We start from the raw sequence: 23614 nt of genomic DNA on the forward strand, positions 1-23614 counted from the left end.
CCCGTATGAGAACCGTATGAGGAAGGCGGCTCAGGCGGCCTTGGCAGCGCGCCACTCGGGGGCGAGGACGGCCCAGACCTCGGTGTCGGCGCGGACGCCGCGGTGCGGGTAGTTCTCCCGGAGCACGCCCTCGCGGGTCATGCCGAGGCGGCGGGCGACGGCGATGCTCGGCCCGTTCTTCGCGGAGGCGTGCCATTCGACGCGGTGGATGCCGCGCTCCTCGATCGCCCAGTCGATGATGACCCGGCAGGCGCGGGTGACCAGGCCCTTCCCGGCGGCGGAGGGCTCCAGCCAGCAGCCCGCCTCGGCGGTGCCGTGGGTCGCGTCGAAGGTCCGGAAGAGGACGCCGCCGACGAGCGTGCCCCCGGTCCAGATGCCGTAGATGCGTCCGGTGTCGTGCGCGGCCTTCTCGGCGTACGCGTGGAGGAAGGAGCGGGCGGACGCGCTGTCCGTGACGACGTCGGGGAGGACGATGTGCTCGCCGATGAACGCGCGTCCGCGGTCCATGTGGGCGAGGAACTCCTCGGCCTGGGCGGGCTCCAGGGGCCTCAGTTCGGCGCCGTCGTCACCCAGCGATATCGCGAACATCGTCGTTCCTCTCCTCTGCGGCCGGAACCGCTGCCACGGCCGTCACACGCTGAGCCGGTATCCTCCCACGCGCGTCGGCGGCCTCGCGGCACTCCGGGGTCTCGATGCTGATGCGGGGCAGCAGATTGTCGAGCCACCTGGGCAGCCACCAGTTCGCCCCGCCGAGCAGGTGCATGAGGGCGGGGACCAGCAGGGTCCGCAGGACGAAGGCGTCGAGGGCGACGGCCGCCGCGAGCGCGATGCCGAACATCGCGATGACCCGGTCGCCGGAGAGGACGAAGGCGAGGAAGACCGCGATCATGATCACGGCGGCGGAGTTGATGACGCGGCTGGTCTCGGCGAGGCCGACCCGCACCGCCCGCCGGTTGTCGCCGGTCTCCAGCCACTCCTCGTACATCCGGCTGACCAGGAAGACCTGGTAGTCCATGGAGAGTCCGAAGAGGACCGAGACCATGATCACCGGGAGGAAGGGCTCGATCGGCCCGGCGCTGCCGAGGCCGAGGAGTTCGCTGCCCCAGCCCCACTGGAAGACCGCCACGACGACCCCGAAGGCGCCGGCGACGGCGGCGACGTTCATGGCGGCGGCCTTGAGCGGGATGCCGAGGGAGCGGAAGGCCACCAGGAGGAGCAGGCACCCGAGGGCGATGACGACCCCCACGAAGAGCGGCAGCTTGCCGATGATGATCTCGGCGAAGTCGTCGTACGAGGCGGTGACACCGCCGACGTGCACGTCGAGCGAGGTCCCGTTCTCGGCGGTCGGGAGGACGTCGGTGCGGAGCCGGTCGACGAGTTCGCTGGTGGCCTTGGACTGGGGCGAGGAGTCGGGCACGACGGTGAGGACGGCGGTGTCGCCCGAGCTGTTGTAGGTCACCGGGGAGACGGACGCGACGCCCTTGGTGGCCGACAGGGCGGCGGGCAGCTGGTCGAGGGCGATCCGGTCGTCGGCGCCGTCGAGCCCGGCGACCAGCGTGAGCGGGCCGTTCACCCCGGGTCCGAAGCCGTCGGCGATCAGGTCGTACGCCTGTCGCGTGGTCGCGGTGGCCGGGCCGTTGCCCTGGTCGGAGGTGCCCAGGTGGAGCGAGAGGGTGGGCAGCGCGAGGACGCCCATGACGACGGCGGCGACGAGCCCCAGGAGCTTGGGGTGCCGCTCGACGAAGGCGGACCAGCGGGCGGCGAAGCCGGTGGGCAGCTCGGGCTGCGGGCCGTGCTCGGCGAGGGTCCGGCGTTCGCGCCGGGACAGGGCCCGCATGCCGATGAGGGAGAGCAGGGCCGGCAGGAGGGTGACGGAGGCCGCGACCGTCAGGACGACGGTGAGGGAGGCGGCGATGGCGACGCCGTTGAGGAAGCTGAGCCGCAGGATCAGCATGCCGAGCAGGGCGATGCAGACGGTGGCACCGGCGAAGACGACGGCGCGGCCGGTGGTGGCGACGGCGGTCTCGGCGGCCTCGGCGACGGACAGCCCGCGTTTCAGTCCTCTGCGGTGCCGGGTGACGATGAACAGCGCGTAGTCGATGCCGACGCCGAGGCCGACGAGCATGCCGAGCATGGGGGCGAAGTCGGCGACGGTCATCAGATGGCCGAGGAGCACGATCCCGGAGTAGGCGATGCCGACGCTGACGAGCGCGGTCGCGATGGGGAGTGCGGAGGCGGCCAGGGAGCCGAAGGCGAGGAAGAGGACGACGGCCGCGACGGCGACGCCGACGACCTCGGCGATGTGCCCGCCGGGAGCCTCGGTGAGGGCGACGGCGCTGCCGCCCAGTTCGACCTCGAGACCGTCGCGCTCGGCGGCCTTCGCGGTGTCGACGAGGGCGCGGGCCTGCGTCTCGGGGATGTCGTCGGCCTGCTCGCGGAAGACGACGGTGGCGTAGGCGGTGTGCCCGTCCTCGCTGACCTGGCCCCGGGTGTCGCCGTAGGGGGACGTCACCGCGGCGATGCCGGGGAGTCCGGCGACCTCGTCGAGCATCGCGGTCATGCGCCGCTCGACGGCGTCGGCGCGGACGCTGCCCCGGTCCGTGTGCCAGACGATGGTGTCGCTGTCCCCGCCCAGGCCGTGGAAGCCGCGCTCCATGAGCGCGGTGGCACGGCCGGACTCGGTGCCGGGGACCTCGTAGTCGTTGGAGTACGCGCTGCCGGCGACGACGGCCGCGGTGCCCACCCCGAGGAGGGCGGCGAGCCACAGCAGGACGGCGACGAGGCGGTGCGTGACGCACCACCGTGCGATGGCTGCCAAAGGGGGTGCTCCCTGGGTGGTTCGAGGATCCTCAGCGGGAACAGCCCGAGAAGGAACGCTTCACCTGTGTGGGCCCACTCTCGCAGCCGAGCGAGATCGTTTGTCCGTTTCGTGTCGATGCTCACAGGGATGCCCGAAGGGTCGGGCCGGAGGTCCCGGACCTCGGTCCCGGCCCCCCGGGCAGCCGCTCACCGTGGGTGCTCAGCCGGAGACGCTGGCGCGGCCGTTCTCGATGTGGCCCATGAGCCGGCGGCGGAACCCGCCGGGGGCGGTGACCTCGACGTCGTACCAGCCGTGTGCGTCTGCGGCCGAGTGCACGACGGTACGGGTCCTCCCGGGCCGCACGGTGACCGTGCGGGTCCAGTCCCCCAGGTCGTCCTCGTCCACGTACCCGAGCGGCCTCACCGTGAAGGAGACGGGCGCCGGTCCGGTGTTCCGCACGGTGAGGTGCAGGTCGCGGTCGTGGTAGTCGATCCGGGAGGCCAGCTCGGCGCCGCCGGCCGCCGGTCCCTCGAACTCGCGGCGGAAGCCGTTGGGGCCGGTGATCGTGAAGCGGTAGCGCTCGCCGGGGACGGGCACGGTCCACTCCCCCGTGCCCTGGACGTCCTGGTGCTGCGGCACGGCGAACTCGCCCGCGTAGGGGTAGAGCGCGAAGTGCGCGCTGGCCTTCCCGGTGTTGCTGAGCGCCACCCGCACGGAACCGGCGGCGGAGGTGGCGGCGGCGTCCGGCTGGTACGGGAGCGGGCGGGCCCGGCGGACCCCGGGCTCCTGGACGGGCATCCGCTGCTCGGCCGGGGGCTGGGGCCGCCAGCGGCCGCTGAAGGGCGGGACCGGGCCCGGCTGCTCGACGTCGGGCTGCCGGTGCCCGCGCCGGAAGTCGAAGGCGGAGGTGAGGTCGCCGGTCACGGTCCGGCGCCAGGGGGTGATGTTCGGCTCGCGGACGCCGGTCAGCTTCTCCAGGAAGCGGATCACCGAGGTGTGGTCGAAGGTCTCGGAGCAGACGTAGCCGCCGACCGACCAGGGGGAGACGACGAGCAGCGGGACGCGGATGCCGAGCCCGGTCGGCTGCCCCTTCCAGCGCTCGTCCGTGTTCCCGGCCGGCGGGACCGGCGGCGGGACGTGGTCGAAGAAGCCGTCGTTCTCGTCGTAGTTGATCAGGACGACGGTGTGGCGCCAGACGTCCGGGTGCGCGCCGAGGGCGTCGAGCACCTTGTAGACGAGGGACGCGGAGGCGATCGGCGAGGAGGAGCCCGGGTGCTCGGAGTCGATCGCCGACGGCACGAGGTACGAGACCTCGGGGAGGGTGCCGGCGGCGACGTCGGCGCGGAAGGCGTCGGCGAGGGTGCCGCTCTCGACCCGGCGCAGCCCGCGCTCGAAGAGGGAGCGCTCGGCCGCGGTCAGGCCCGCCACGCCCTCCTCCAGGAGCCCGAGGAGGCGGGTGCGCTCGGCGGTGTCACCGGTGTCGCGGACGGCGGCGTAGAAGGACTCCATGAAGGTGTGTCCGCCGGTCCGGGCGAGCGCCTTGCGGGCGATCTTCTTGAAGGTGGTGAAGAACTCGATGTTGTTGTCGGTGAAGTTCTCCCACTCGGTGTACGTCTTCCAGCTGCGCCCGGCGGCTTCGAGCCGCTCGGCGTAGGTGGACCAGCCGTAGCCGGGGTGGGTGCCCTCGGCGTACGCGGCGTTGGTGACGGCCCGGCTGCCGTCGGCCTCGAAGCCGGTCCAGCCGGACCAGAGGTGGTTGCGGTTGGGGCTCGTCGAGGTGTGGATGGACGAGTGGTAGGCGTCGCAGACGGTGAACGTGTCGGCGAGCTCGTAGTGCAGCGGGATGTCCCGCCGGTCGTAGTACGCCATGGTCGCGGCGGTCTTCGCCGAGACCCAGCCGTCCATCCAGCCGTCGCGCCAGGCCTTGGCGCCGCCGCCCCAGGAGTGGTCGAGGTCCCCGATGTACTGGAGGTCCTTCTGCTGCGTCCGGGCGGCGCCGCGGATCGGGAAGGGCAGCACGGTCCGGCCGAGGGCGGCGGGCTGCTCGAACACGGGCCGGCCGGAGGGCAGCTCGACGGCGTTGCGGTCGGAGAAGCCGCGGACGCCGCGCAGGGTGCCGAAGTAGTGGTCGAAGGAACGGTTCTCCTGCATGAGGATCACCACGTGCCGCACGGCCGACAGACCACCCTGCGGCGGCCCCGCGGCGATCGCCTCCTGGAGCGAGGGCGGGAGCAGCGAGCCCGCCGCGGCGGCGCCGAGCGCACCTCCGCCCAGGGCGAGGAGCCTTCTGCGGGACATCCGGGACTTCTCGGGGGACAAGACCGACCTCCAGTCGACGGCCAATGGTTCGCCTTCGAGCCATTGGGTGGTACGCCGGGGACGGTAGTGACGCCGGGTGACGCGCGGAAGACCCGGCGGGGGCGCGGTGGTGAACGTCCAAGAGGCCGTGACAGGAGTCCAAGCGCGCCGGGCTGCCGCCGGGCACGGCCGCTGCCGGAGCCGGGCCGTCGCCGGACCACGGCCACTGCCGGAGCCGGGCCGTCGCCGGACCACGGCCGCTGCCGGAGCCGGGCTGCCGTCAGCGCCCCGGCTGTGGTCGGCACCCGGCGCCCGGCCGTCGTCAGGACCGGGCGTCCGGGCTCGGGACGTGGCACGGCCCCGCACCGGGACTCCGGTGCGGGGCCGTGCACAGATCCGTGCGCGCAGGGGATCAGCCCTCGCTGACGCCCAGCTTCTCCAGGATCAGGTCCTTCACGCGCGCCGCGTCCGCCTGGCCGCGGGTGGCCTTCATGACCGCGCCGACCAGGGCGCCGACCGCGGCGACCTTGCCGCCGCGGATCTTGTCGGCGATGGCCGCGTTGGCCGCGATGGCCTCCTCGACCGCCGTGCCGAGGGCGCCGTCGTCGGAGACGACCTTCAGACCGCGCTTCTCGACGACGTCGTCCGGGGTGCCCTCGCCGGCGAGGACGCCCTCGATGACCTGGCGGGCCAGCTTGTCGTTCAGATCGCCGGCGGCGACCAGGGCCGAGACCCGGGCCACGTCCGCCGGGGTGATCGCCAGCTCCTCCAGCGACACGCCCTGCTCGTTGGCGCTGCGGGCGAGCTCGCCCATCCACCACTTGCGGGCCGAGGCCGCGTCCGCGCCCGCCTCGATCGTCGCGACGATCGGCTCGACCGCGCCGGCGTTGAGGATGGACTGCATGTCGTGCTCCGACACGCCCCACTCCTCGCGCAGCCGGTTGCGGCGCACCCGGGGCAGCTCGGGCAGCGTGCCCCGCAGCTCCTCGACCCAGGCGCGGGCCGGGGCGACGGGCACGAGGTCGGGCTCCGGGAAGTACCGGTAATCCTCGGCGTTGTCCTTGATGCGGCCGGAGGTGGTGGAGCCGTCGTCCTCGTGGAAGTGACGGGTCTCCTGCACGATCGTGCCGCCGGAGGACAGCACCGCGGCGTGGCGCTGGATCTCGAAGCGGGCCGCCCGCTCCACCGAGCGGAGCGAGTTGACGTTCTTCGTCTCCGAGCGGGTGCCGAAGGTCTTGGTGCCGTGGGGACGCAGCGACAGGTTCACGTCGCAGCGCATCTGGCCCTTGTCCATCCGCGCCTCGGACACGCCGAGCGCGCGGATCAGCTCGCGCAGCTCGGCGACGTACGCCTTGGCGACCTCGGGGGCCCGCTCGCCCGCGCCCTCGATCGGCTTGGTGACGATCTCGATGAGCGGGATGCCGGCCCGGTTGTAGTCGAGCAGCGAGTGGGACGCGCCGTGGATACGGCCGGTGGCACCGCCGACGTGCAGCGACTTGCCGGTGTCCTCCTCCATGTGGGCGCGCTCGATCTCCACGCGGAAGACCTCGCCGTCCTCCAGCTGGACGTCCAGGTAGCCGTTGAAGGCGATCGGCTCGTCGTACTGGGAGGTCTGGAAGTTCTTCGGCATGTCCGGATAGAAGTAGTTCTTCCGGGCGAAGCGGCACCACTCGGCGATCTCGCAGTGCAGCGCGAGGCCGATCTTGACGGCCGACTCGACGCCGATCGCGTTCACGACGGGCAGCGAGCCGGGCAGGCCGAGGCAGGTCGGGCAGGTCTGCGAGTTGGGCTCCGCGCCCAGCTCGGTCGAGCAGCCGCAGAACATCTTCGTCTTGGTGCCGAGCTCGACATGGACCTCCAGGCCCATGACGGGGTCGTACTCGGCGAGCGCCGCTTCGTACGACAGCAGTTCAGTGACGGTCACGGTGAGACTTTCCCTCTCAGCCCAGCAGGACGTCGTCGTCGCCCAGGCGCTTCAGCTCCCGGTAGAGGATCGCCAGGCCGGTAACGATGGCGGCGGCGGACACGGCGGAGTCGATCAGCCGCAGCATGTCGTTGTCGTTGCGGGCCAGCCTGGCCTGCTTCGCGACGCTGACGGCGCCGAACGCGGTGGTCGCCAGCGAGACGTAGACGCCGGTCTTCGACTTCTTGAAGTTCTTGGCCTTCTTAGCCATGGCACTCACAGCGACGGAGCCTCCTCGAGCAGCGGGTGCCCCCACTTTTCCACGAAGGCGGCCTCGACGGCGGCGCCGACCTTGTACAGCCGGTCGTCCTTCATGGCGGGAGCGATGATCTGCAGGCCGACCGGCAGACCGTCCTCGGGCGCCAGGCCGCAGGGCAGCGACATGGCGGCGTTGCCGGCCAGGTTGGTCGGGATGGTGCACAGGTCCGCGAGGTACATCGCCATCGGGTCGTCGGCGCGCTCGCCGATCGGGAAGGCGGTGGTGGGGGTCGTCGGGGAGACGATGACGTCCACCTCCTCGAAGGCCTTCTCGAACTCGCGGGTGATGAGGGTCCGGACCTTCTGGGCCGAGCCGTAGTACGCGTCGTAGTAGCCGGAGCTGAGCGCGTACGTGCCGAGGATGATGCGGCGCTTGACCTCGTCGCCGAACCCGGCCTCGCGGGTGAGGGCGGTGACGTCCTCGGCGGACCGCGTGCCGTCGTCGCCGACCCGGAGGCCGTAGCGCATGGCGTCGAAGCGGGCCAGGTTGGAGGAGCACTCCGACGGCGCGATCAGGTAGTACGCCGAAAGGGCGAGGTCGAACGTCGGGCAGTCCAGCTCGACGATCTCGGCGCCCAGCTCCTTGAGCAGTTCGACGGACTCGTCGAAGCGCTGGACGACGCCGGCCTGGTACCCCTCGCCGCGGAACTGCTTGACGACGCCGACGCGCATGCCGGCCACCGAGCCGTTGCGCGCGGCCTCGACGACCTGCGGGACCGGGGCGTCGATGGAGGTCGAGTCGAGCGGGTCGTGCCCGGCGATCGCCTCGTGCAGGAGGGCCGCGTCCAGGACCGTGCGGGCGCAGGGGCCGCCCTGGTCGAGGGAGGACGAGAAGGCCACCATGCCGTAGCGGGAGACCCCGCCGTAGGTCGGCTTGACGCCGACGGTGCCGGTGACGGCGGCGGGCTGGCGGATCGAACCGCCGGTGTCCGTGCCGATGGCGAGGGGGGCCTCGTACGCGGCGAGGGCCGCGGACGAGCCGCCGCCGGAGCCGCCGGGGATCCGGGTGAGGTCCCAGGGGTTGCCGGTCGGACCGTAGGCGCTGTTCTCGGTGGAGGACCCCATGGCGAACTCGTCCATGTTGGTCTTGCCGAGGATGACGACGTCGGCGGCCTTCAGGTTCTTGACCAGGGTCGCGTCGTACGGCGGGATCCAGCCCTCGAGGATCTTCGAGCCCACGGTGGTCGGCATGCCGGCGGTGGTGAAGATGTCCTTGAGTGCGAGCGGCACACCGGCGAGCGGGCCGAGCTTCTCGCCGCGGGCCCGCTTCTCGTCGACGGCACGGGCCTGGGCGAGCGCGCCCTCGCGGTCGACGTGCAGGAAGGCGTGGACCTTCTCGTCGACGGCCTCGATGCGGGCGAGGTGGGCCTCGGCGACCTCGACGGCGGTCAGCTCGCCGGCGGCGATCCTCGCGGCGATCTCGGCCGCGGTGAGCTTGATGATGTTGTCCGTCATGGCGGTTAGTCCTCCCCCAGGATCTGCGGCACCTTGAAACGCTGCTGCTCCTGGGCCGGAGCGCCGGAGAGCGCCTGCTCGGGGGTGAGCGACGGACGGACCTCGTCCGCGCGCATGACATTGGTCAGCGGCAGCGGGTGGGAGGTCGGCGGGACGTCTTGGTCGGCGACCTCGGAGACGCGGGCGACCGCGCCGATGATGTCGTCGAGCTGGCCGGCGAAGTGATCGAGTTCTTCGCCCTTCAGCTCCAGACGCGCCAGCCGTGCGAGGTGGGCGACCTCCTCGCGCGTGATGCCAGGCATGCGGATCCTCACGGGGTGAGCTTGATGGTGTGGGCCCATCCTATGGGGCCGGTGCCGCTGCCCGTGAAACGGTTTGCCCGGGGCGGCGCCCCGGGCGGACACGGGCTACGGAACGGCCTGGCCGGAGGGGTGGTCCACGGCGACCTCGGCGGCGATGTCGGCGGGTCGGCGCCAGCCGTGCTCGCCGCGGGCGAGCAGCCAGGCGGTGGCCTCGCCGGGCGGCATCGCGGCGGCGACCAGCCAGCCCTGGACGGCGTCGCAGCCCAGGTCGCGCAGGCGCTCCCAGGTCTCGTCGTCCTCGACGCCCTCGGCGACAACGAGGAGCCCGAGGGAGTGGGCGAGGTCGACGGTGCAGCGGACGATCTCGGCGTCCTCGGTGTCGACGGCGAGCCGGGCGACGAAGGAGCGGTCGATCTTCAGTTCGCTGACCGGGAGCCGGCGCAGGTGGACGAGGGAGGAGTAGCCGGTGCCGAAGTCGTCGAGGGACATCTTGACGCCGTGGCCGGTGAGGCCGTTGAGCGTGTCGGCGGCCCGCTGGGGGTCCTCCAGGAGGACGTGCTCCGTTATCTCCAGCTGGAGCGCGCCGGCCGGGACTCCGTGGCGGGCGAGCCGGGCGGCGACGGCGCCGGCGAAGCCGGGGGTGTGGACGTCGCGCGGCGAGACGTTGACGGCGACCGGTACGTCGAGCCCCTGGGCGCGCCAGCGGGCGACCTGGGCGAGGGCGGTCTCCAGGACGTACTCGGTGAGGTGGGGCATGAGTCCGGAGGACTCGGCGATGGCGATGAACTCGTCGGGCGGGACCTTGCCGCGCTCGGGGTGGACCCAGCGGACGAGGGCTTCGAGTCCGGCGACCTGGCCGTCGAAGCGGACCTTGGGCTGGTAGTGGAGCTCGACCTCGCCGGCGTCGAGCGCGCGGCGCAGGTCGCCGAGGAGGCCGAGCCGGTCGGGGGTGTTGGAGTCGCGCTTGGACTCGTAGACCTCGACGCCGGTGCGGTCCCGCTTGGCCTGGTACATGGCGACGTCGGCACGGCGCAGCAGGCCTTCGGCGTCGAGGGCGTGGTCGGGGAAGACGGCGACGCCGGCGCTGGCCTCCAGGACGAGGGTGAGTCCGTCGAGGTCGAGCGGGGAGGAGAGTTCGGCGACGAGGTGGCGGGCGACCCGCTGGGCGCTGGTGGTGGAGTCGGCGGTGGGCAGCAGGACGGCGAACTCGTCGCCGCCGAGCCGGGCGGCCTCGGCGCCGCGGGGCAGGGCGTGGCGGAGCCGGTCGGCGATCTGCAGGAGCAGCCGGTCGCCCGCGAGGTGTCCGAGGGTGTCGTTGACCGACCGGAAGCGGTCGAGGTCGATCAGTACGAGGGCGGCGCGGGCTCCCTCGCCTTCGGCCTCCTCCAGGGCGGTCCAGGCCCGTTCGAGGAGCCACTGGCGGTTGGGGAGTCCGGTGAGCGGGTCGCGCAGCTGTTCCTCGGCGCGGGCCCGGGCGATCCACAGGGTGGAGTCGAGGGCGATGAGGGGGACGGCGAAGAGGGGCAGCAGGACCGGCCGGGTGGCGGCGACGACGCAGATCAGCGGGGCGATGCCGAGCAGGGCGACGGCGACGAGGCCCTGCCTCAGGAGCGCGGTGCGGGCGACGGTGGGCAGTCCGCGGGTCTGGGGGGCCAGCGTGTACCACAGGAGGAGCCGGGTCACCACGAGGTAGGTGGCGGCGGCGAGGACGACTTCCGGGAGGTCCCCGATGGTCCAGTCGAGGGGCTGCCAGGGCCGTTCGACGGTCGGGACGTCGCCGAAGAGGGCGAGGACGAGGGCGGCGGCGGCGACCCCGAGGACGTCGGCGGCGCCGTGCAGCAGGCCCTGTCGCCAGCGGTGCCTGCGGGCGGCGCCGACCAGGGTGACCACGGTCATCGAGACGAGTCCGGCCGGCACCCAGCCGTAGAGCAGGAGGACGGCGAGGGTGAGGGCGGCGCCCGAGCCCGTGCCGCCCCACCAGCGGTCGCGGCCGAGGGCGACCAGGTGGCCGACGATGAGGCCGGTGAGGAGCGCGAGGGACCAGCCGGTGACTCCGCCGGGGAAGAGGCCGCTGCCGGCGCTCAGGCCCTGTTGGAGGCCGACGACGAGCACGACGGCGGCGATGCCCACCACGGCTGCGGGCAGCCGGGAGGTGAAGCCCGGGGACCCCGTACGGCCGTGCGGCCGTGGGACCGGGGCGGCGCTCTCGGTCGGTTCCATTCCCGTCCCTCTCACAGGCGGCGGTGCCGTCGGTGTGCGATGCGCCGCGGTCAGGCGGCTGTCCGTCGTCCGGCCGTCCGTCGTCCGGGCCGCCGCCGGGCGGTCGGACGTCGTGCCACGGGGCCGTCGTCCTGGCGCCGCGACCGGCAGAACCCTCGCGCGGTCGTGCAGGACCGGGCGCACGGTCACCACATTAGGCCGCCGAGGGCGTCGACGGGCAGCGCTCTCCCTGTCTTGCCCGAATGCGACCTGGCCACCCGTAACGATCTGGTATGCGCCGAACGGGTGACCGTCGCACGGACTTCGGGCGGGTCGGGGGCGGGCCGCGGGCGGCTACTCGGCGACCGGGACGGCGGCCTCCCGAGCGGCCTCGGGTCCTTGTTCGAGCAGGATGCCGAAGCCGTCCTCGTCGAGAACCGGAACCTTCAGTTGCATGGCCTTGTCGTACTTCGAACCAGGGTTTTCGCCGACGACCACGAAGGCGGTCTTCTTCGAAACGGAACCGGTCACCTTCGCACCGAGGCTCTGGAGGGACTCTTTTGCGCCATCCCTGGTGAACTTCTCCAGGGTTCCGGTCACCACGACCGTGAGGCCCTCCAGCGGACGCGGGCCGACCTCCTCCCCCGCGCCCTCGTCCTCGAGACTGACCCCGGCGGCACGCCACTTGCGCACGATCTCGCGGTGCCACTCCTCGGCGAACCACTGCTTCACCGCGGCCGCGATGATCCCGCCGACCCCGTCGACCGCGGCCAGCTCCTCCTCGCTCGCCTGCTCGATCCGCTCCAGGGAGCGGAACTCGCGGGCCAGCGCCTCGGCCGCGACCGGCCCCACGTGCCGGATCGACAGGCCGTTGATGAAGCGGGCCAGCGGGCGGGTCTTCGCCGCCGCGATGTTCTCCAGCATCGCCACGGCGTTCTTCTTCGGCTCGCCCTTCTGGTTGGCGAAGACCGTGACGATCTTCTCCTCGCCGGTCTTCGGGTCCCGCTTGGGCAGTCCGCTGTCCGGGTCCAGCACGTACGCCTTGATCGGCAGCAGCTGCTCCATCGTCAGGTCGAAGAGGTCGCCCTCGTCCACCAGCGGGGGCTCGGCGGGCTCCAGGGGGCGGGTGAGCGCCGCCGCGGCCACCGCGCCGAAGTTCTCGATGTCCAGGCACTGGCGTCCGGCGAGGAAGAAGAGGCGCTCGCGCAGCTGGGCCGGGCAGGTCCGGGCGTTCGGACAGCGGAGGTCGATGTCGCCCTCCTTCATCGGCTTCAGCGGCGTCCCGCACTCCGGGCACTCGGCGGGCATCACGAACTCCCGCTCGCTGCCGTCCCGCAGGTCGGCGACCGGCCCGAGGATCTCGGGGATCACGTCGCCGGCCTTGCGCAGCACCACGGTGTCGCCGATCAGCACGCCCTTGGCCTTCACCACCTCCTGGTTGTGGAGGGTGGCGAACTCGACCTCGGACCCGGCCACGGTCACCGGCTCGACCTGGGCGTACGGCGTGACGCGGCCGGTGCGGCCGACGCCGACCTTGATGTCGATCAGCCTGGTGTTGACCTCCTCCGGCGCGTACTTCCAGGCGATGGCCCAGCGCGGGGCGCGCGCGGTGGAGCCGAGCCGGCCCTGGAGGGGGATCTCGTCGAGCTTGACGACGACCCCGTCGATCTCGTGCTCGACGGAGTGGCGGTTCTCCCCGAAGTACGCGATGAACTCCCGCACCTCGGCGAGCGAGCCGACCACCTTGTTGTGCCGGGCGGTGGGCAGCCCCCACTCGCGCAGCAGCTCGTACGCGTGGGAGAGGCAGTCGATGTCGAAGCCCTCGCGGGCGCCGATGCCGTGCACGACCATGTGCAGCGGGCGGGAGGCGGTGACCTTCGGGTCCTTCTGGCGCAGCGAGCCCGCCGCCGCGTTCCTCGGGTTGGCGAAGGGCTTGTCGCCGGCCTCCACCAGGCGGGCGTTGAGCCCCTGGAAGTCCTCCATGGGGAAGTAGACCTCGCCGCGGATCTCCACGAGGGCCGGGATCCGGTCCCCGTGCAGCCGCTCCGGGATGTCGGCGATCGTCCGGACGTTGGGCGTGATGTCCTCGCCGGTGCGGCCGTCGCCGCGGGTGGCGGCCCGGGTGAGCCGGCCGTGCTCGTACGTCAGGTTGACCGCGAGGCCGTCGACCTTGAGCTCGCACAGGTAGTGGTAGCCGGGGCCGCCGACGTCCCGCGCGATCCGCTCGGCCCAGGCGGCCAGTTCGGCCTCGTCGAAGGCGTTGTCGAGGGAGAGCATCCGCTCGCGGTGCTCGACGGCGGTGAACTCGGTCTCGTACTGCCCCGCGACCTTCTGCGTCGGCGAGTCCGGGGTGCGCAGCTCCGGGTACTCCTCCTCCAGCGCCTCCAGGGCGCGCAGGAGCCGGTCGAAGTCGCCGTCGCTGATGACCGGCTGGTCCTTCACGTAGTACCGGAAGCGGTGCTCCTCGACCTGTTCGGCCAGGTCGGCGTGCTTCTCCCGTGCCTCGGCGGGCAGGGCCCCCTGTTCGACTGCCACCTTCGTCCGTCCTCCCGTGCCTCGAAACCCGGTCACTCTGGGTTGTCCGCGAGCGATCTCGCCGCCCGGGCGCAGTGGGCGAGCGCCGCGCGGGCGTAGGCGGGCGAAGCGCCCGCGAGCCCGCACGTCGGGGTGACGACCACGGACTCCGCGAGAGTCCCCGGATTCAGCCCCAGCCTGCGCCACAGCGTCCTGACACCCATGACGCTACCGCCCGGGTCGGACAATGGGCCGTCGGTGGACGCCACCACACCGGCGAAGAGCCGGGTGCCGGCCTCCACGGCCTCTCCGATCGTCTCCTCGTCACGCTCGGTGAGCAGGGAGAAGTCGAACGAGACGCCCGCCGCCCCGGCCCGCCGCAGGAGCGCGAACGGCACGTCGGGGGCGCAGGAGTGGACGATCACCGGCCCGTCGTGGACGGCGAGCACCTCGCGCAGCGCGCTCTCCACGACCTGCCGGTCGACGGCCCGGTGGGTGCGGTAGCCGCTGGCGGTGCGGACCTGGCCGCGCAGGACGGCCGTGAGCGAGGGCTCGTCGAGCTGGAGGACGATCCGGGCGCCCGGGATCCGCTTGCGCAGGTCCGCGAGGTGCCCGTGGAGGCCCTCGGCGAGCGAGCCGACGAGGTCGCGGCAGGCGCCGGGGTCGCCGAGCGCGGCCTCGCCGCCGCGCAGCTCCAGGGCGGCGGCGAGGGTCCAGGGGCCCACCGCCTGCACCTTGAGCGGGCCCTCGTACCCCTGGGTGAACTCCTCCAGGGCGTCCAGGTCCTCGCCCATCCAGGAGCGGGCGCGGCGGGTGTCGCGGCCGGGGCGGTCGCTGATCCGCCAGCCGCTGGGCTCCACGTGCGCGTAGAGGTCGACGAGCATCCCGATGGTGCGGCCGATCATGTCGGCGCCGGGGCCGCGGGCGGGCAGCTCCGCGAGGAACGGGAAGTCCTCGAAGGAGCCCGTGACGGTCTTGGCGGTCTCCCGGGCGTCGCCGCCCGGCATGGAGCCGACGCCGGTGGCGGGTCCCCAGAGCGGGCGGTCGTCCTCGGTCTGCGTCTCGCCCATGTCTAGCGTCCCGGACGAACGGTGAGGTCGTTGATCTCCGCGTCGCGCGGGAGGTCGACGGCGGTGAGGATCGCCGTCGCGACCGACTCGGGGTCGATCCACCGGGAGGGGTCGTACTCCTTGCCCTCCTGGGAGTGGACCTTGGCCTGCATGGGGCTCGCGGTGCGGCCCGGGTAGACGGAGGTCACCCGCACGCCGTTGGCGTGTTCCTCGTGGCGCAGGGAGTCGGCGAGGGCCTTGAGGCCGTGCTTGGAGGCGGCGTACGCGCCCCACTCGGCGTGCGCGGCGAGGCCGGCGCCCGAGTTCACGAAGACGACGTGGCCCTGGGAGACCCGCAGCTGGGGCAGGAGGTGGCGGGTCAGCTCGGCCGGGGCGACCAGGTTGACGTCGAGCTGGTGGTGCCAGGTCTTGGGGGTGAGGTCCCCGATCGGCCCGAGGTCGACGACGCCCGCGATGTGCAGCAGGGTGTCCACCCGTTCCGGCATGGTCTGGTGCGAGAACGCCCAGGAGAGCCGGTCCGGGTCCGCCAGGTCTCCGACGAGCGTCCGGGCGCCGGGGAACAGGGCGGCGAGTTCCTTGGCCCGCCCCGCGTCGCGGGCGTGGAGCACGAGGTCGTCCCCGCGCGCGTGGAGGCGGCGCGCGACGGCCGCGCCGATGCCGGAACCGGCTCCGGTGATCACATGTGTAGCCATGGTCACCATGCTCGCATCAGCGGGCGGCGATGTTCTCCTCCAGGTGGGCGAGGGCCGTGGGGGCGTCGTCGGCGAAGAGGGCGAGGTCGGCGAGGGGGATCGGCAGGAATCCCTCCTCCTCCATCCGGCGGAACTGGGTCTTCAGTCCGTCGTAGAAGCCCGCGGTGTTGAGGACGACGACCGGCTTGCGGTGCTTGCCGTGCTTCTTCAGCTCCAGGATCTCGGTGGCCTCGTCGAGGGTGCCGGTGCCGCCGACCATGACGACGATCGCGTCGGACTTGGCGAGGAGCAGCGCCTTGCGCTCGGCGAGGTCGCGGGCGACGACCATCTCGTCGGCACCGGGGCGGGCCTTGTGGGCGAGGAAGTCGACGGAGACGCCGACGAGTCGGCCGCCGGCCTCCTGGACGCCGTCGGCGACGACCTTCATCAGACCGGTGTCGGAGCCGCCCCAGACCAGGGTGTGGCCGGCCTTGCCGAGGAGGCGCGCGAAGTCGCGGGCGGGGGTCGTGTAGCGCTCGTCGAGATCGGCCGCTGAGAGGAAGACGCAGATGTTCATGGCCCCACCGTAGGCCCTGACCAGGGACTTCAGAATCTCTCCGGGAAATCCCGTCGCGGGGCGATGAGTTCGGGCGGCGGCTCCGGTCTCACCTGCCATGGATGAGGTGAGCACCCCGCCGGCCGGGGTTCGGGGACGGGTCGTGTCGCGGGACGGGACGCCGATCGCGTACGAGCGGTACGGGGAGGGGCCGCCGCTGGTCCTGGTGAGCGGGGCGCTGGGCACGGCGGCGGGCGAGCGGCTGCTGGGCGGGTTGCTGGCCCGGCGCTTCTCGGTCGTGGCGTACGACCGGCGGGGGCGCGGCGACAGCGGCGACGGCGGGCCGTACGCGGTGGAGCGGGAGGTCGAGGACCTGGCCGCGGTGGTCGGGGCGGCGGGCCCGGGAGCGGCCCTGCACGGGACGGGGACCGGTGGCGCGCTGGTCCTCGCCGCGGTGGCCGCCGGACTGCCGGCCGGGGCGGTGTCGGTCTTCGAGCCGCCGTACTCGGCGGCGGCGGCCGAACGGCGGCGGCGGGTGGCGGAGCTGCTCGGCGCGGGCCGTCCCGCCGAGGCGCTCGACCTGTTCCTGGCGGAGTCGACGGTGCCGGCGGAGCTTCGGCCCGGGCTCGCGGAGCTGGCGCACACCCTCGCGTACGACGTCGCCGTCCTCGGCGACGGGACGGTCCCGGAGGGTCTCCTCGCCCGGATCCGGGCGCGCGTCCTGGTGGTCGACGGGGGCGCGAGCCCGGCGGGCACCCGGCAGGCGGCCCGCGCGGTGACGGAGTCCCTCCCCCGGGCCCGCCACCGCACCCTGACGGGCCAGACCCACGACGTGGCCCCGCACGTGCTGGCCCCGGTCCTGGAGGAGTTCCTCACGGAGGACCGGGAACCGGCGGAGGCGGCTTGACCGCCTAGGGGGTGTCTCGTCGATCAGGCCGGGGTCGCCGTCGGTTCCGGGGTGCGGCGGGTCGTCGTCGCGATCGTGGCCGAGCCGACCACGCGGGTGCCGTCGTAGAGGACGATCGCCTGTCCCGGGGCGACCCCGCGGACCGGCTCGTCGAAGGCGACCGTCAGTTCGCCGTCCTCCAGGGCGGCCGTCACCGCCGTTTCGCCGCCGTGGGCGCGGAGCTGGGCCGTGTAGCGGCCCTCGCCCTCGGGCGCGGTGCCGCACCAGCGGGGCTTGATCGCCGTCAGCGCCGTGACGTCCAGGGCCTCGACCGGGCCGACCGTGACCGTGTTGTTCACCGGCGAGATGTCCAGCACGTAGCGCGGCTTGCCGTCCGCGGCCGGGTGGCCGATCCGCAGGCCCTTGCGCTGGCCGATGGTGAAGCCGTACGCGCCCTCGTGGCTGCCGACCTTCGTACCGGACTCGTCGACGATGTCGCCCTCCGCCTTGCCCAGGCGGGAGGCGAGGAAGCCCTGGGTGTCGCCGTCGGCGATGAAGCAGATGTCGTGGCTGTCGGGCTTCTTCGCGACGGCGAGGCCGCGCCGCTCCGCCTCCGCACGGATCTCGTCCTTGGTGGTGAGGGTGTCGCCCAGCGGGAACATCGCGTGCGCCAGCTGCTTCTCGTCGAGGACGCCGAGCACGTACGACTGGTCCTTCGCCATGTCGGAGGCGCGGTGCAGCTCGCGGGTGCCGTCCTCGTTCAGGACGACGGTCGCGTAGTGACCGGTGCAGACGGCGTCGAAGCCGAGGGCGAGCGCCTTGTCGAGCAGCGCCGCGAACTTGATCTTCTCGTTGCAGCGCAGGCACGGGTTGGGGGTGCGGCCCGCCTCGTACTCCGCGACGAAGTCGTCCACGACGTCCTCGCGGAAGCGCTCTGCGAGGTCCCACACGTAGAACGGGATGCCGATGACGTCGGCCGCCCTGCGTGCGTCGCGGGAGTCCTCGATCGTGCAGCAGCCGCGGGCTCCCGTGCGGAAGGACTGCGGGTTCGCGGAGAGGGCGAGGTGCACGCCGGTGACGTCGTGGCCGGCCTCGGCGGCGCGGGCCGCGGCGACGGCGGAGTCCACTCCGCCGGACATGGCGGCGAGTACCCGGAGGGGGCGGGTGCGGGGGTGCGGGGGCGGAGTCTGAGTCATAGCCCTACCAGGGTACGGGGCACCGGGAACCGCGGTCGCGGTAGTAAGCGTTCTCGGAGGCATGGGGAGCGAGACGAGTGGTGCGGGCAGGTCCGGCGGTTCCGGCGGGGACTCCGGTTCCGGCCGACGGGTGGGGCGGCGCGCGGTGCTGCTGGGCGGCGGGGTCGCCGTCCTGGGGACGGCGGTGCTGGCGCGGGACGAGCTGGCGCGCGCCTGGTGGCGGCTGCCGGGGATGGAGAAGAAGCGGGTCGAGGGGGAGCTGGACCACCGGGCGGCCGAGTGGACCTCGGCGTCGCGGGCGAACTGGCGGCGGGCCGACCGGCCGGACGACTACCGGATCGACCGGATCGTGATCCATGTCGTCCAGGGCAGCTACGCGACCGCCCTGAAGGTCTTCAAGGACCCGGGGCACGGGGCCGCCGCGCACTACGTGGTCCGCAAGGACGGGCACGTGGCACAGATGATCAGGGAGCTGGACGTGGCTTTCCACGCCGGGAACCGGGACATGAACGAGCGGAGCATCGGCATCGAGCACGAGGGCTTCGTCGACCGTCCGCAGGACTTCACGGCGGCGATGTACGCGGGATCGGCGCGGCTGGCGGCGGACATATGCGCCCGGTACGGCATCCCGGTGGACCGGGAGCACATCATCGGGCACGTCGAGGTCGAGGGCACCGACCACACCGACCCCGGCCCGCACTGGGACTGGGACCGCTATCTGAAGCTGGTGCGGGAGGCGTCCAAGGCGCGCGTCTGAGGCGGGGTGGGAGCGGGCCCCGGCTGCTCGGGCCGGTCAGGGGGCCCGGGGCGTCGTCCCCGGTCCCGGGCCGCGGTCCGGGCATGGGCCGCGCTCGGGTCGGTGGGCCCGCCGGGGCGCGTCCCGCGGCATGGGCCCGGGCGGGGGCCCCGGGTCAGCTGAGGCCCGCCGACCTGGCGCGTTCCACCGCGGGGCCGATGGCGTCCGCGACGGCCGCGACGTCCTCCTTGGTGGACGTGTGCCCGAAGGAGAAGCGCAGGGTGCCGCGGGCCAGGTCCGGGTCGGTTCCGGTGGCCAGGAGGACGTGGCTCGGCTGGGCGATGCCCGCGGTGCAGGCGGAGCCGGTGGAGCAGGCGATCCCGGCCGCGTCGAGCAGCAGGAGCAGCGAGTCGCCCTCGCAGCCCGGGAAGGTGAAGTGCGCGTTGGCGGGCAGCCGCTCGACGGGGTCGCCGCCGAGGATCACGTCGGGGACGAGCGCGCTGACCGCGGCGACCAGTTCGTCGCGCAGTGCGCCGATCTCCCGGGCGAACTCCTCGCGCCGCTCGGTGGCGAGCCGGGCGGCGACCGCGAAGGCGGCGACGGCCGGGACGTCGAGGGTGCCGGAGCGGACGTGCCGCTCCTGGCCGCCGCCGTGCAGCACGGGCACGGGGGTGTGCTCGCGGCCGAGGAGCAGGGCGCCGATGCCGTAGGGCCCGCCGATCTTGTGGCCGGAGACGGTCATCGCGGCGAGGCCCGACGCGGCGAAGTCGACCTCGGTCTGGCCGACGGCCTGGACGGCGTCGGCGTGCAGCGGCACCTCGAACTCGGCCGCGACATCGGCCAGTTCGCGTACCGGCATGACGGTGCCGATCTCGTTGTTGGCCCACATGACGGTGGCGAGCGCGACCGATGCCGGATCGCGGGCGATCGCCTCGCGCAGGGCCTCGGGGTGCACACGGCCGTACCGGTCGACCGGCAGGTACTCGACGTCGGCGCCCTCGTGGGCGGCGAGCCAGTCGACGGCGTCGAGCACGGCGTGGTGCTCGACCGGGCTGGCCAGGACGCGGGTCCGGCGGGGGTCGGCGTCGCGGCGGGACCAGTAGAGGCCCTTCACGGCGAGGTTGTCGGCCTCGGTGCCGCCGGAGGTGAAGACGACCTCGCTCGGCCGCGCGCCGAGCGCGGCGGCGAGGGTCTCGCGCCCCTCCTCGACGGTCCGCCGGGCCCGCCGTCCGGCGGCGTGGAGGGAGGAGGCGTTGCCCGTGACGGCGAGCTGGGCGGTCATCGCCTCGATCGCCTCGGGCAGCATGGGCGTGGTCGCGGCGTGGTCGAGGTAAGCCATGGTGGGTCGATTCTACGAGCCCGTGCCCGCTGCCCCGGCGGGTGGCCGGTTTACGCCGCCGGGCGCGGTGGCCGGCGGGGCCGGGACGGCTGCCGTGCCGGGGGCCCGGACGCGGCCGGTCGGTCGCGTCCGGGTCCGGCTTCGCCGGCTCCGGGCCGTACGCGCTCCGGGGTGTGCGGGCCCCGGGCGTCCGGCCCCTGTCGTGTTCCGGCCCGGGGTCGGGGCCGGAACCGCGTCAGGCGCGCGGGGCGCGGGCCAGCTGACGGGACTGCGCGACCAGGCGGTCGGCGCTGTCCCAGACCTCCGCGTCCTCCTCCAGGAAGCCTCCGGCGAGGTTGCGGGTGGTGATGGAGACCCGCAGCGGGCCCGGGGCGGGGCGGCAGCGGATGTGGGTGGTGAGCTCGACGGTCGGGGTCCAGCCCTTCAGTCCCAGCTCGAAGGAGGTCGGCGGCAGCGCGTCGACCGTGAGGAGCAGCGACAGGGCGTCCGGCTCGCGGCCGTCCGCGAGGCCGAACCAGGCCCGCATCTCGCCCTTCCCGGAGGGCGCGCCGATCGCCCAGCCGACGCAGGCCGGGTCGAGCCGCAGGTCGAGCCGGTCGGCGATCGCCGAGGAGCCGGGGATGGCCGGGGTGGGTCCGTCGGCGGCGCTGAAGCAGTTCTCGACGGCCGCCATCGCGGGGAGGGCCGCGGTGGTGCGGACCTCGTCGGAGAGGGTGTCCAGGTCGCCGTAGGAGGCGAGGACCCGGATGCGCTCGACCTCGGTGCCGTCCTCGGCGTACTGGAAGAGGGAGGCCTGGCCGGTGGAGAGCGTGCGGCCGGTGCGGACGGTCTCCGTCCTGATCACCGCGGGGCCCGGCACGGACGGCGTGAGGTAGTGCGCCGAGATCGTGAACGGGTCGGGGTGCGGGAGGTGGTCGCCGAGGGCGCGGCCGAGCAGAGCGAGGAGGTAGCCGCCGTTGACGGCGTGGATGATGGTCCAGCCCGCGGAGAGTTCGGCGTCGTAGACGCCGGGCTCCCGGAGGACGACGGCGGTGTCGCGGTCGAACTCGTACGTGCGCTCGTCCTCGCGCCCGCTGTCGTGCCCGCTCGTGGCGGCGGGGGTCTCGATGCTCGTGCTCATGCTTCCGACGGTACCCCAGGTAGCTACTGAGCGGTAGCTTTTTCCGGTTCCTCGCGTGCGGAGGACCGGCGGTGCCAGGCCCGGGGCGCGCGCCAGTGGTAGCGCATCGCGAGCAGGCGGAGCAGGAAGGCGGTGAGGACGGCGGCGCCGCTGGTCCAGGCGTTGAGCAGGTCGAAGCGGATGCAAAGCGCGACCATCGCGGCGCCGACGATCGCGGGGACGGCGTACAGGTCACGGTCCCAGCGCAGCAGCGACGGCACCTCGTTGGCGAGCACGTCGCGCAGGACACCGCCGCCGACGGCCGTCGCGAGGCCCAGCGCGGCGGAGGAGGTGAGGCCGAGACCGTAGTCGTACGCCTTCGTCGTACCGGTCACGCAGAACAGGCCGAGGCCGGCGGCGTCGAAGACGTTCACCGCGTTCTGGGTGCGCTCGACCTCGGGGTGGAGGAAGAAGACGAGGCCCGCGGCGATCAGCGGCATGAGGAAGTAGCCGAGATCGGTGAAGGCGGCGGGCGGTACCGCGCCGATGACCAGGTCGCGGAAGAGACCGCCGCCGAGGGCGGTGACCTCGGCGAGCACGGCGATGCCGAAGACGTCGAAGTTCTTGCGGACGGCGAGGAGGGCGCCGGAGATGGCGAAGACGAAGATGCCGACGAGGTCGAGGGCGTGTTGGACGGAGGGGGTGAACAGGTCGTGGAGCACCGGCCCATTGTCCCGGTAGTCCCCACCGGTCCCGCCCCACACCGCGGGCTCCCCGCCCGCGGGCGTGTCCCCGGGTACGGCGGGGAACTCCCCCGCCCCGCCCCTTCCCGAAACCCTGACGGGACCGGGGCTCCGCCCCCGGACCCCCGACGCCGGCGGCCCCGCGGACGCGGCTCGCCCGGCGGGGCGGGAGGCGGCGGAAGCCGGCCCGCCCCCGGCAGGACCCCGGTCCGAGGACCGGCGCCCGGCGTTCCGCAGCGGTCCCGCCGCCCGGGTCCCCGTAAGCGCGAAGGCCCCCGGTGCCCTTGGGCACCGGGGGCCTCCCCCGCGTCACGCCTTCGGCGCGTCGCCCTCGGCAGCGGGCTCCGGCGTCGCGGCCGGAGCCTCCGGCTTCCGCTCGGCCTCCGTCGACTCCGGCGCCGTCTCGGCCGGCTTCTCCACGGCCGTCGGCTCCGACGCCGTCTCCGTCTTCTCCGGCGTCACCGGCGCCACCGACGTCTCCGTCTTCACGGGTGCCGTCGTCACCTCCAGGGACTCCCTCGCCCCCGGGATCGTCAGCGCGTCCGCGTTCTCCGGGTGGTGGCAGGCCACCCGCTGGCCCGGACGGAGTTCGACCAGCGGGGGCTCCTGCGTGCGGCAGACGTCCGTCGCCTTCCAGCAGCGGGTGTTGAAGCGGCAGCCCGGCGGCGGGGCGATCGGGGACGGGACGTCGCCGGTCAGCAGGATGCGGTCGCTCTTCGCGCCCCTGCGGCGGGGGTCCGGGATCGGGACCGCCGACATGAGGGCGCGGGTGTACGGGTGCATCGGGTTCTCGTAGAGGGACTTGCGGTCCGCGAGTTCCACGATCTTGCCGAGGTACATCACCGCGATACGGTCCGACACGTGCCGGATGACCGACAGGTCGTGCGCGATGATCACGTACGTGAGGCCGAGCTCCTCCTGGAGGTCGTCCAGGAGGTTGACCACCTGCGCCTGGATGGAGACGTCCAGGGCCGAGACCGGCTCGTCCGCCACCACCAGCTTCGGCTTCAGGGCCAGGGCGCGGGCGATGCCGATGCGCTGGCGCTGGCCGCCGGAGAACTCGTGCGGGTAGCGGTTGTAGTGCTCCGGGTTGAGCCCGACCAGTCCGAGCAGGCGCTGGACCTCCTTCTTCACGCCGCCCTCGGGCTCGACGCCCTGGAGCTTGAAGGGGGCCGAGACGATCGTGCCGACCGTGTGGCGCGGGTTCAGCGAACCGTACGGATCCTGGAAGATCATCTGGATGTCCCGGCGGAACGGACGCATGCCCGAGACGCCGAGGTGCGAGATGTCCTTGCCCTGGAACTCGACGGTGCCGCCGGTCGGTTCGAGCAGCCGGGTGATCAGCCGGCCCATCGTGGACTTGCCGCAGCCGGACTCGCCGACGACGCCGAGCGTCTCACCGGGCAGGACCTCGAAGTCGATCCCGTCGACCGCCTTGACCGCGCCGGTCTGCCGCTGGAGAAGCCCCTTCTTGATGGGGAAGTGCTTCTTCAGGCCGGTGACCTTGAGGAGGGGTTCCATGGTCTCGC

General features: G+C 73.2%; 19 protein-coding genes. 2 read left to right on the forward strand and 17 right to left on the reverse strand.

The window, feature by feature from the left end; translation table 11 throughout:
• Positions 1–30: 30 nt before the first annotated feature.
• The 12 genes from ACF09E_RS16280 to ACF09E_RS16335 form a co-directional block, all read right to left on the reverse strand.
• Entirely contained in the window at positions 31–588 is a 558-nt protein-coding gene (locus ACF09E_RS16280) for a GNAT family protein (RefSeq protein WP_361849263.1), read from the reverse strand.
• Positions 566–2818, reverse strand: coding sequence for an MMPL family transporter (locus ACF09E_RS16285; RefSeq protein ID WP_392205784.1), 2253 nt, complete (start codon positions 2816–2818; stop codon positions 566–568). The genes ACF09E_RS16280 and ACF09E_RS16285 overlap by 23 nt, the downstream gene beginning before the upstream one ends.
• Positions 2819–3019: 201 nt before the next feature.
• The gene (locus tag ACF09E_RS16290; protein ID WP_392205785.1) at positions 3020–5098 is read right to left on the reverse strand and encodes a phosphocholine-specific phospholipase C; all 2079 of its coding nucleotides are present in this window, start codon (positions 5096–5098) and stop codon (positions 3020–3022) included.
• A gap of 412 nt (positions 5099–5510) precedes the next feature.
• Positions 5511–7022, reverse strand: coding sequence for an Asp-tRNA(Asn)/Glu-tRNA(Gln) amidotransferase subunit GatB (gatB, locus tag ACF09E_RS16295; protein WP_392205786.1), 1512 nt, complete (start codon positions 7020–7022; stop codon positions 5511–5513).
• Positions 7023–7038: 16 nt separating this feature from the next.
• A complete protein-coding gene (locus tag ACF09E_RS16300) occupies positions 7039–7272 on the reverse strand; it encodes a hypothetical protein (RefSeq protein WP_392206111.1) in 234 nt (77 codons plus the stop codon).
• A 5-nt stretch (positions 7273–7277) separates the two neighbouring features.
• Entirely contained in the window at positions 7278–8774 is a 1497-nt protein-coding gene (gene gatA, locus ACF09E_RS16305) for an Asp-tRNA(Asn)/Glu-tRNA(Gln) amidotransferase subunit GatA (RefSeq protein WP_392205787.1), read from the reverse strand.
• 5 nt (positions 8775–8779) lie between these two features.
• Entirely contained in the window at positions 8780–9076 is a 297-nt protein-coding gene (gene gatC / locus ACF09E_RS16310) for an Asp-tRNA(Asn)/Glu-tRNA(Gln) amidotransferase subunit GatC (protein WP_015036350.1), read from the reverse strand.
• A 105-nt stretch (positions 9077–9181) separates the two neighbouring features.
• Positions 9182–11296 carry a putative bifunctional diguanylate cyclase/phosphodiesterase gene (locus tag ACF09E_RS16315; RefSeq protein WP_392205788.1) on the reverse strand — a complete coding sequence of 705 codons (2115 nt, stop codon included), beginning with the start codon at positions 11294–11296 and terminating at the stop codon, positions 9182–9184.
• 333 nt (positions 11297–11629) lie between these two features.
• A complete protein-coding gene (gene ligA / locus ACF09E_RS16320; protein WP_392205789.1) occupies positions 11630–13810 on the reverse strand; it encodes an NAD-dependent DNA ligase LigA in 2181 nt (726 codons plus the stop codon).
• 32 nt (positions 13811–13842) lie between these two features.
• Positions 13843–14859, reverse strand: a complete 1017-nt coding sequence (locus tag ACF09E_RS16325; protein ID WP_392205790.1) for a methionine synthase — start codon at positions 14857–14859, stop codon at positions 13843–13845.
• Positions 14860–14861: 2 nt separating this feature from the next.
• A complete protein-coding gene (locus ACF09E_RS16330; protein ID WP_392205791.1) occupies positions 14862–15560 on the reverse strand; it encodes an SDR family oxidoreductase in 699 nt (232 codons plus the stop codon).
• 7 nt (positions 15561–15567) lie between these two features.
• Positions 15568–16107, reverse strand: coding sequence for a TIGR00730 family Rossman fold protein (locus ACF09E_RS16335; protein ID WP_392205792.1), 540 nt, complete (start codon positions 16105–16107; stop codon positions 15568–15570).
• A 97-nt stretch (positions 16108–16204) separates the two neighbouring features.
• Here ACF09E_RS16335 and ACF09E_RS16340 point away from each other — a divergent pair, with 97 nt between their 5' ends.
• Positions 16205–16993 carry an alpha/beta fold hydrolase gene (locus ACF09E_RS16340; protein WP_392205793.1) on the forward strand — a complete coding sequence of 263 codons (789 nt, stop codon included), beginning with the start codon at positions 16205–16207 and terminating at the stop codon, positions 16991–16993.
• Positions 16994–17016: 23 nt separating this feature from the next.
• Here ACF09E_RS16340 and mnmA read toward each other — a convergent pair whose 3' ends face one another.
• A complete protein-coding gene (gene mnmA / locus ACF09E_RS16345; RefSeq protein WP_392205794.1) occupies positions 17017–18168 on the reverse strand; it encodes a tRNA 2-thiouridine(34) synthase MnmA in 1152 nt (383 codons plus the stop codon).
• Between the two features lie 61 nt (positions 18169–18229).
• On the opposite strand from mnmA, the gene ACF09E_RS16350 reads away from it, so the two are divergent.
• Positions 18230–18925, forward strand: a complete 696-nt coding sequence (locus tag ACF09E_RS16350) for an N-acetylmuramoyl-L-alanine amidase (RefSeq protein ID WP_392205795.1) — start codon at positions 18230–18232, stop codon at positions 18923–18925.
• 154 nt (positions 18926–19079) lie between these two features.
• Here the strand turns inward: ACF09E_RS16350 and ACF09E_RS16355 are convergent, their stop codons facing one another.
• From ACF09E_RS16355 to ACF09E_RS16370, 4 genes are all read right to left on the reverse strand, one after another.
• Entirely contained in the window at positions 19080–20243 is a 1164-nt protein-coding gene (locus ACF09E_RS16355) for a cysteine desulfurase family protein (protein WP_392205796.1), read from the reverse strand.
• Positions 20244–20478: 235 nt separating this feature from the next.
• Positions 20479–21363, reverse strand: coding sequence for a thioesterase family protein (locus tag ACF09E_RS16360; protein ID WP_392205797.1), 885 nt, complete (start codon positions 21361–21363; stop codon positions 20479–20481).
• Positions 21364–21386: 23 nt separating this feature from the next.
• On the reverse strand, positions 21387–22064 hold the full coding sequence (locus ACF09E_RS16365) for a trimeric intracellular cation channel family protein (protein ID WP_361854046.1): 678 nt from the start codon (positions 22062–22064) through the stop codon (positions 21387–21389).
• Between the two features lie 330 nt (positions 22065–22394).
• Entirely contained in the window at positions 22395–23606 is a 1212-nt protein-coding gene (locus tag ACF09E_RS16370) for an ABC transporter ATP-binding protein (protein WP_392206112.1), read from the reverse strand.
• Between the last annotated feature and the right edge of the window lie 8 nt (positions 23607–23614).

Origin of the sequence: Streptomyces sp. NPDC014891 (genome assembly GCF_043081085.1) — a bacterium.
In the GTDB taxonomy this organism is placed as follows: Bacteria; Actinomycetota; Actinomycetes; order Streptomycetales; family Streptomycetaceae; genus Streptomyces.

Excerpts from the sequence above, each read along its gene's own strand:
- ACF09E_RS16280 (WP_361849263.1), bottom strand. The coding sequence starts at position 588 with ATGTTCGCGATATCGCTGGGTGACGACGGCGCCGAACTGAGGCCCCTG.
- ACF09E_RS16290 (WP_392205785.1), bottom strand. The coding sequence starts at position 5,098 with ATGTCCCGCAGAAGGCTCCTCGCCCTGGGCGGAGGTGCGCTCGGCGCC.
- ACF09E_RS16300 (WP_392206111.1), bottom strand. The coding sequence starts at position 7,272 with ATGGCTAAGAAGGCCAAGAACTTCAAGAAGTCGAAGACCGGCGTCTAC.
- gatA (WP_392205787.1), bottom strand. The coding sequence starts at position 8,774 with ATGACGGACAACATCATCAAGCTCACCGCGGCCGAGATCGCCGCGAGG.
- gatC (WP_015036350.1), bottom strand. The coding sequence starts at position 9,076 with ATGCCTGGCATCACGCGCGAGGAGGTCGCCCACCTCGCACGGCTGGCG.
- ACF09E_RS16315 (WP_392205788.1), bottom strand. The coding sequence starts at position 11,296 with ATGGAACCGACCGAGAGCGCCGCCCCGGTCCCACGGCCGCACGGCCGT.
- ACF09E_RS16325 (WP_392205790.1), bottom strand. The coding sequence starts at position 14,859 with ATGGGCGAGACGCAGACCGAGGACGACCGCCCGCTCTGGGGACCCGCC.
- ACF09E_RS16330 (WP_392205791.1), bottom strand. The coding sequence starts at position 15,560 with ATGGTGACCATGGCTACACATGTGATCACCGGAGCCGGTTCCGGCATC.
- ACF09E_RS16335 (WP_392205792.1), bottom strand. The coding sequence starts at position 16,107 with ATGAACATCTGCGTCTTCCTCTCAGCGGCCGATCTCGACGAGCGCTAC.
- ACF09E_RS16340 (WP_392205793.1), top strand. The coding sequence starts at position 16,205 with ATGGATGAGGTGAGCACCCCGCCGGCCGGGGTTCGGGGACGGGTCGTG.
- mnmA (WP_392205794.1), bottom strand. The coding sequence starts at position 18,168 with ATGACTCAGACTCCGCCCCCGCACCCCCGCACCCGCCCCCTCCGGGTA.
- ACF09E_RS16350 (WP_392205795.1), top strand. The coding sequence starts at position 18,230 with ATGGGGAGCGAGACGAGTGGTGCGGGCAGGTCCGGCGGTTCCGGCGGG.
- ACF09E_RS16355 (WP_392205796.1), bottom strand. The coding sequence starts at position 20,243 with ATGGCTTACCTCGACCACGCCGCGACCACGCCCATGCTGCCCGAGGCG.
- ACF09E_RS16360 (WP_392205797.1), bottom strand. The coding sequence starts at position 21,363 with ATGAGCACGAGCATCGAGACCCCCGCCGCCACGAGCGGGCACGACAGC.
- ACF09E_RS16370 (WP_392206112.1), bottom strand. The coding sequence starts at position 23,606 with ATGGAACCCCTCCTCAAGGTCACCGGCCTGAAGAAGCACTTCCCCATC.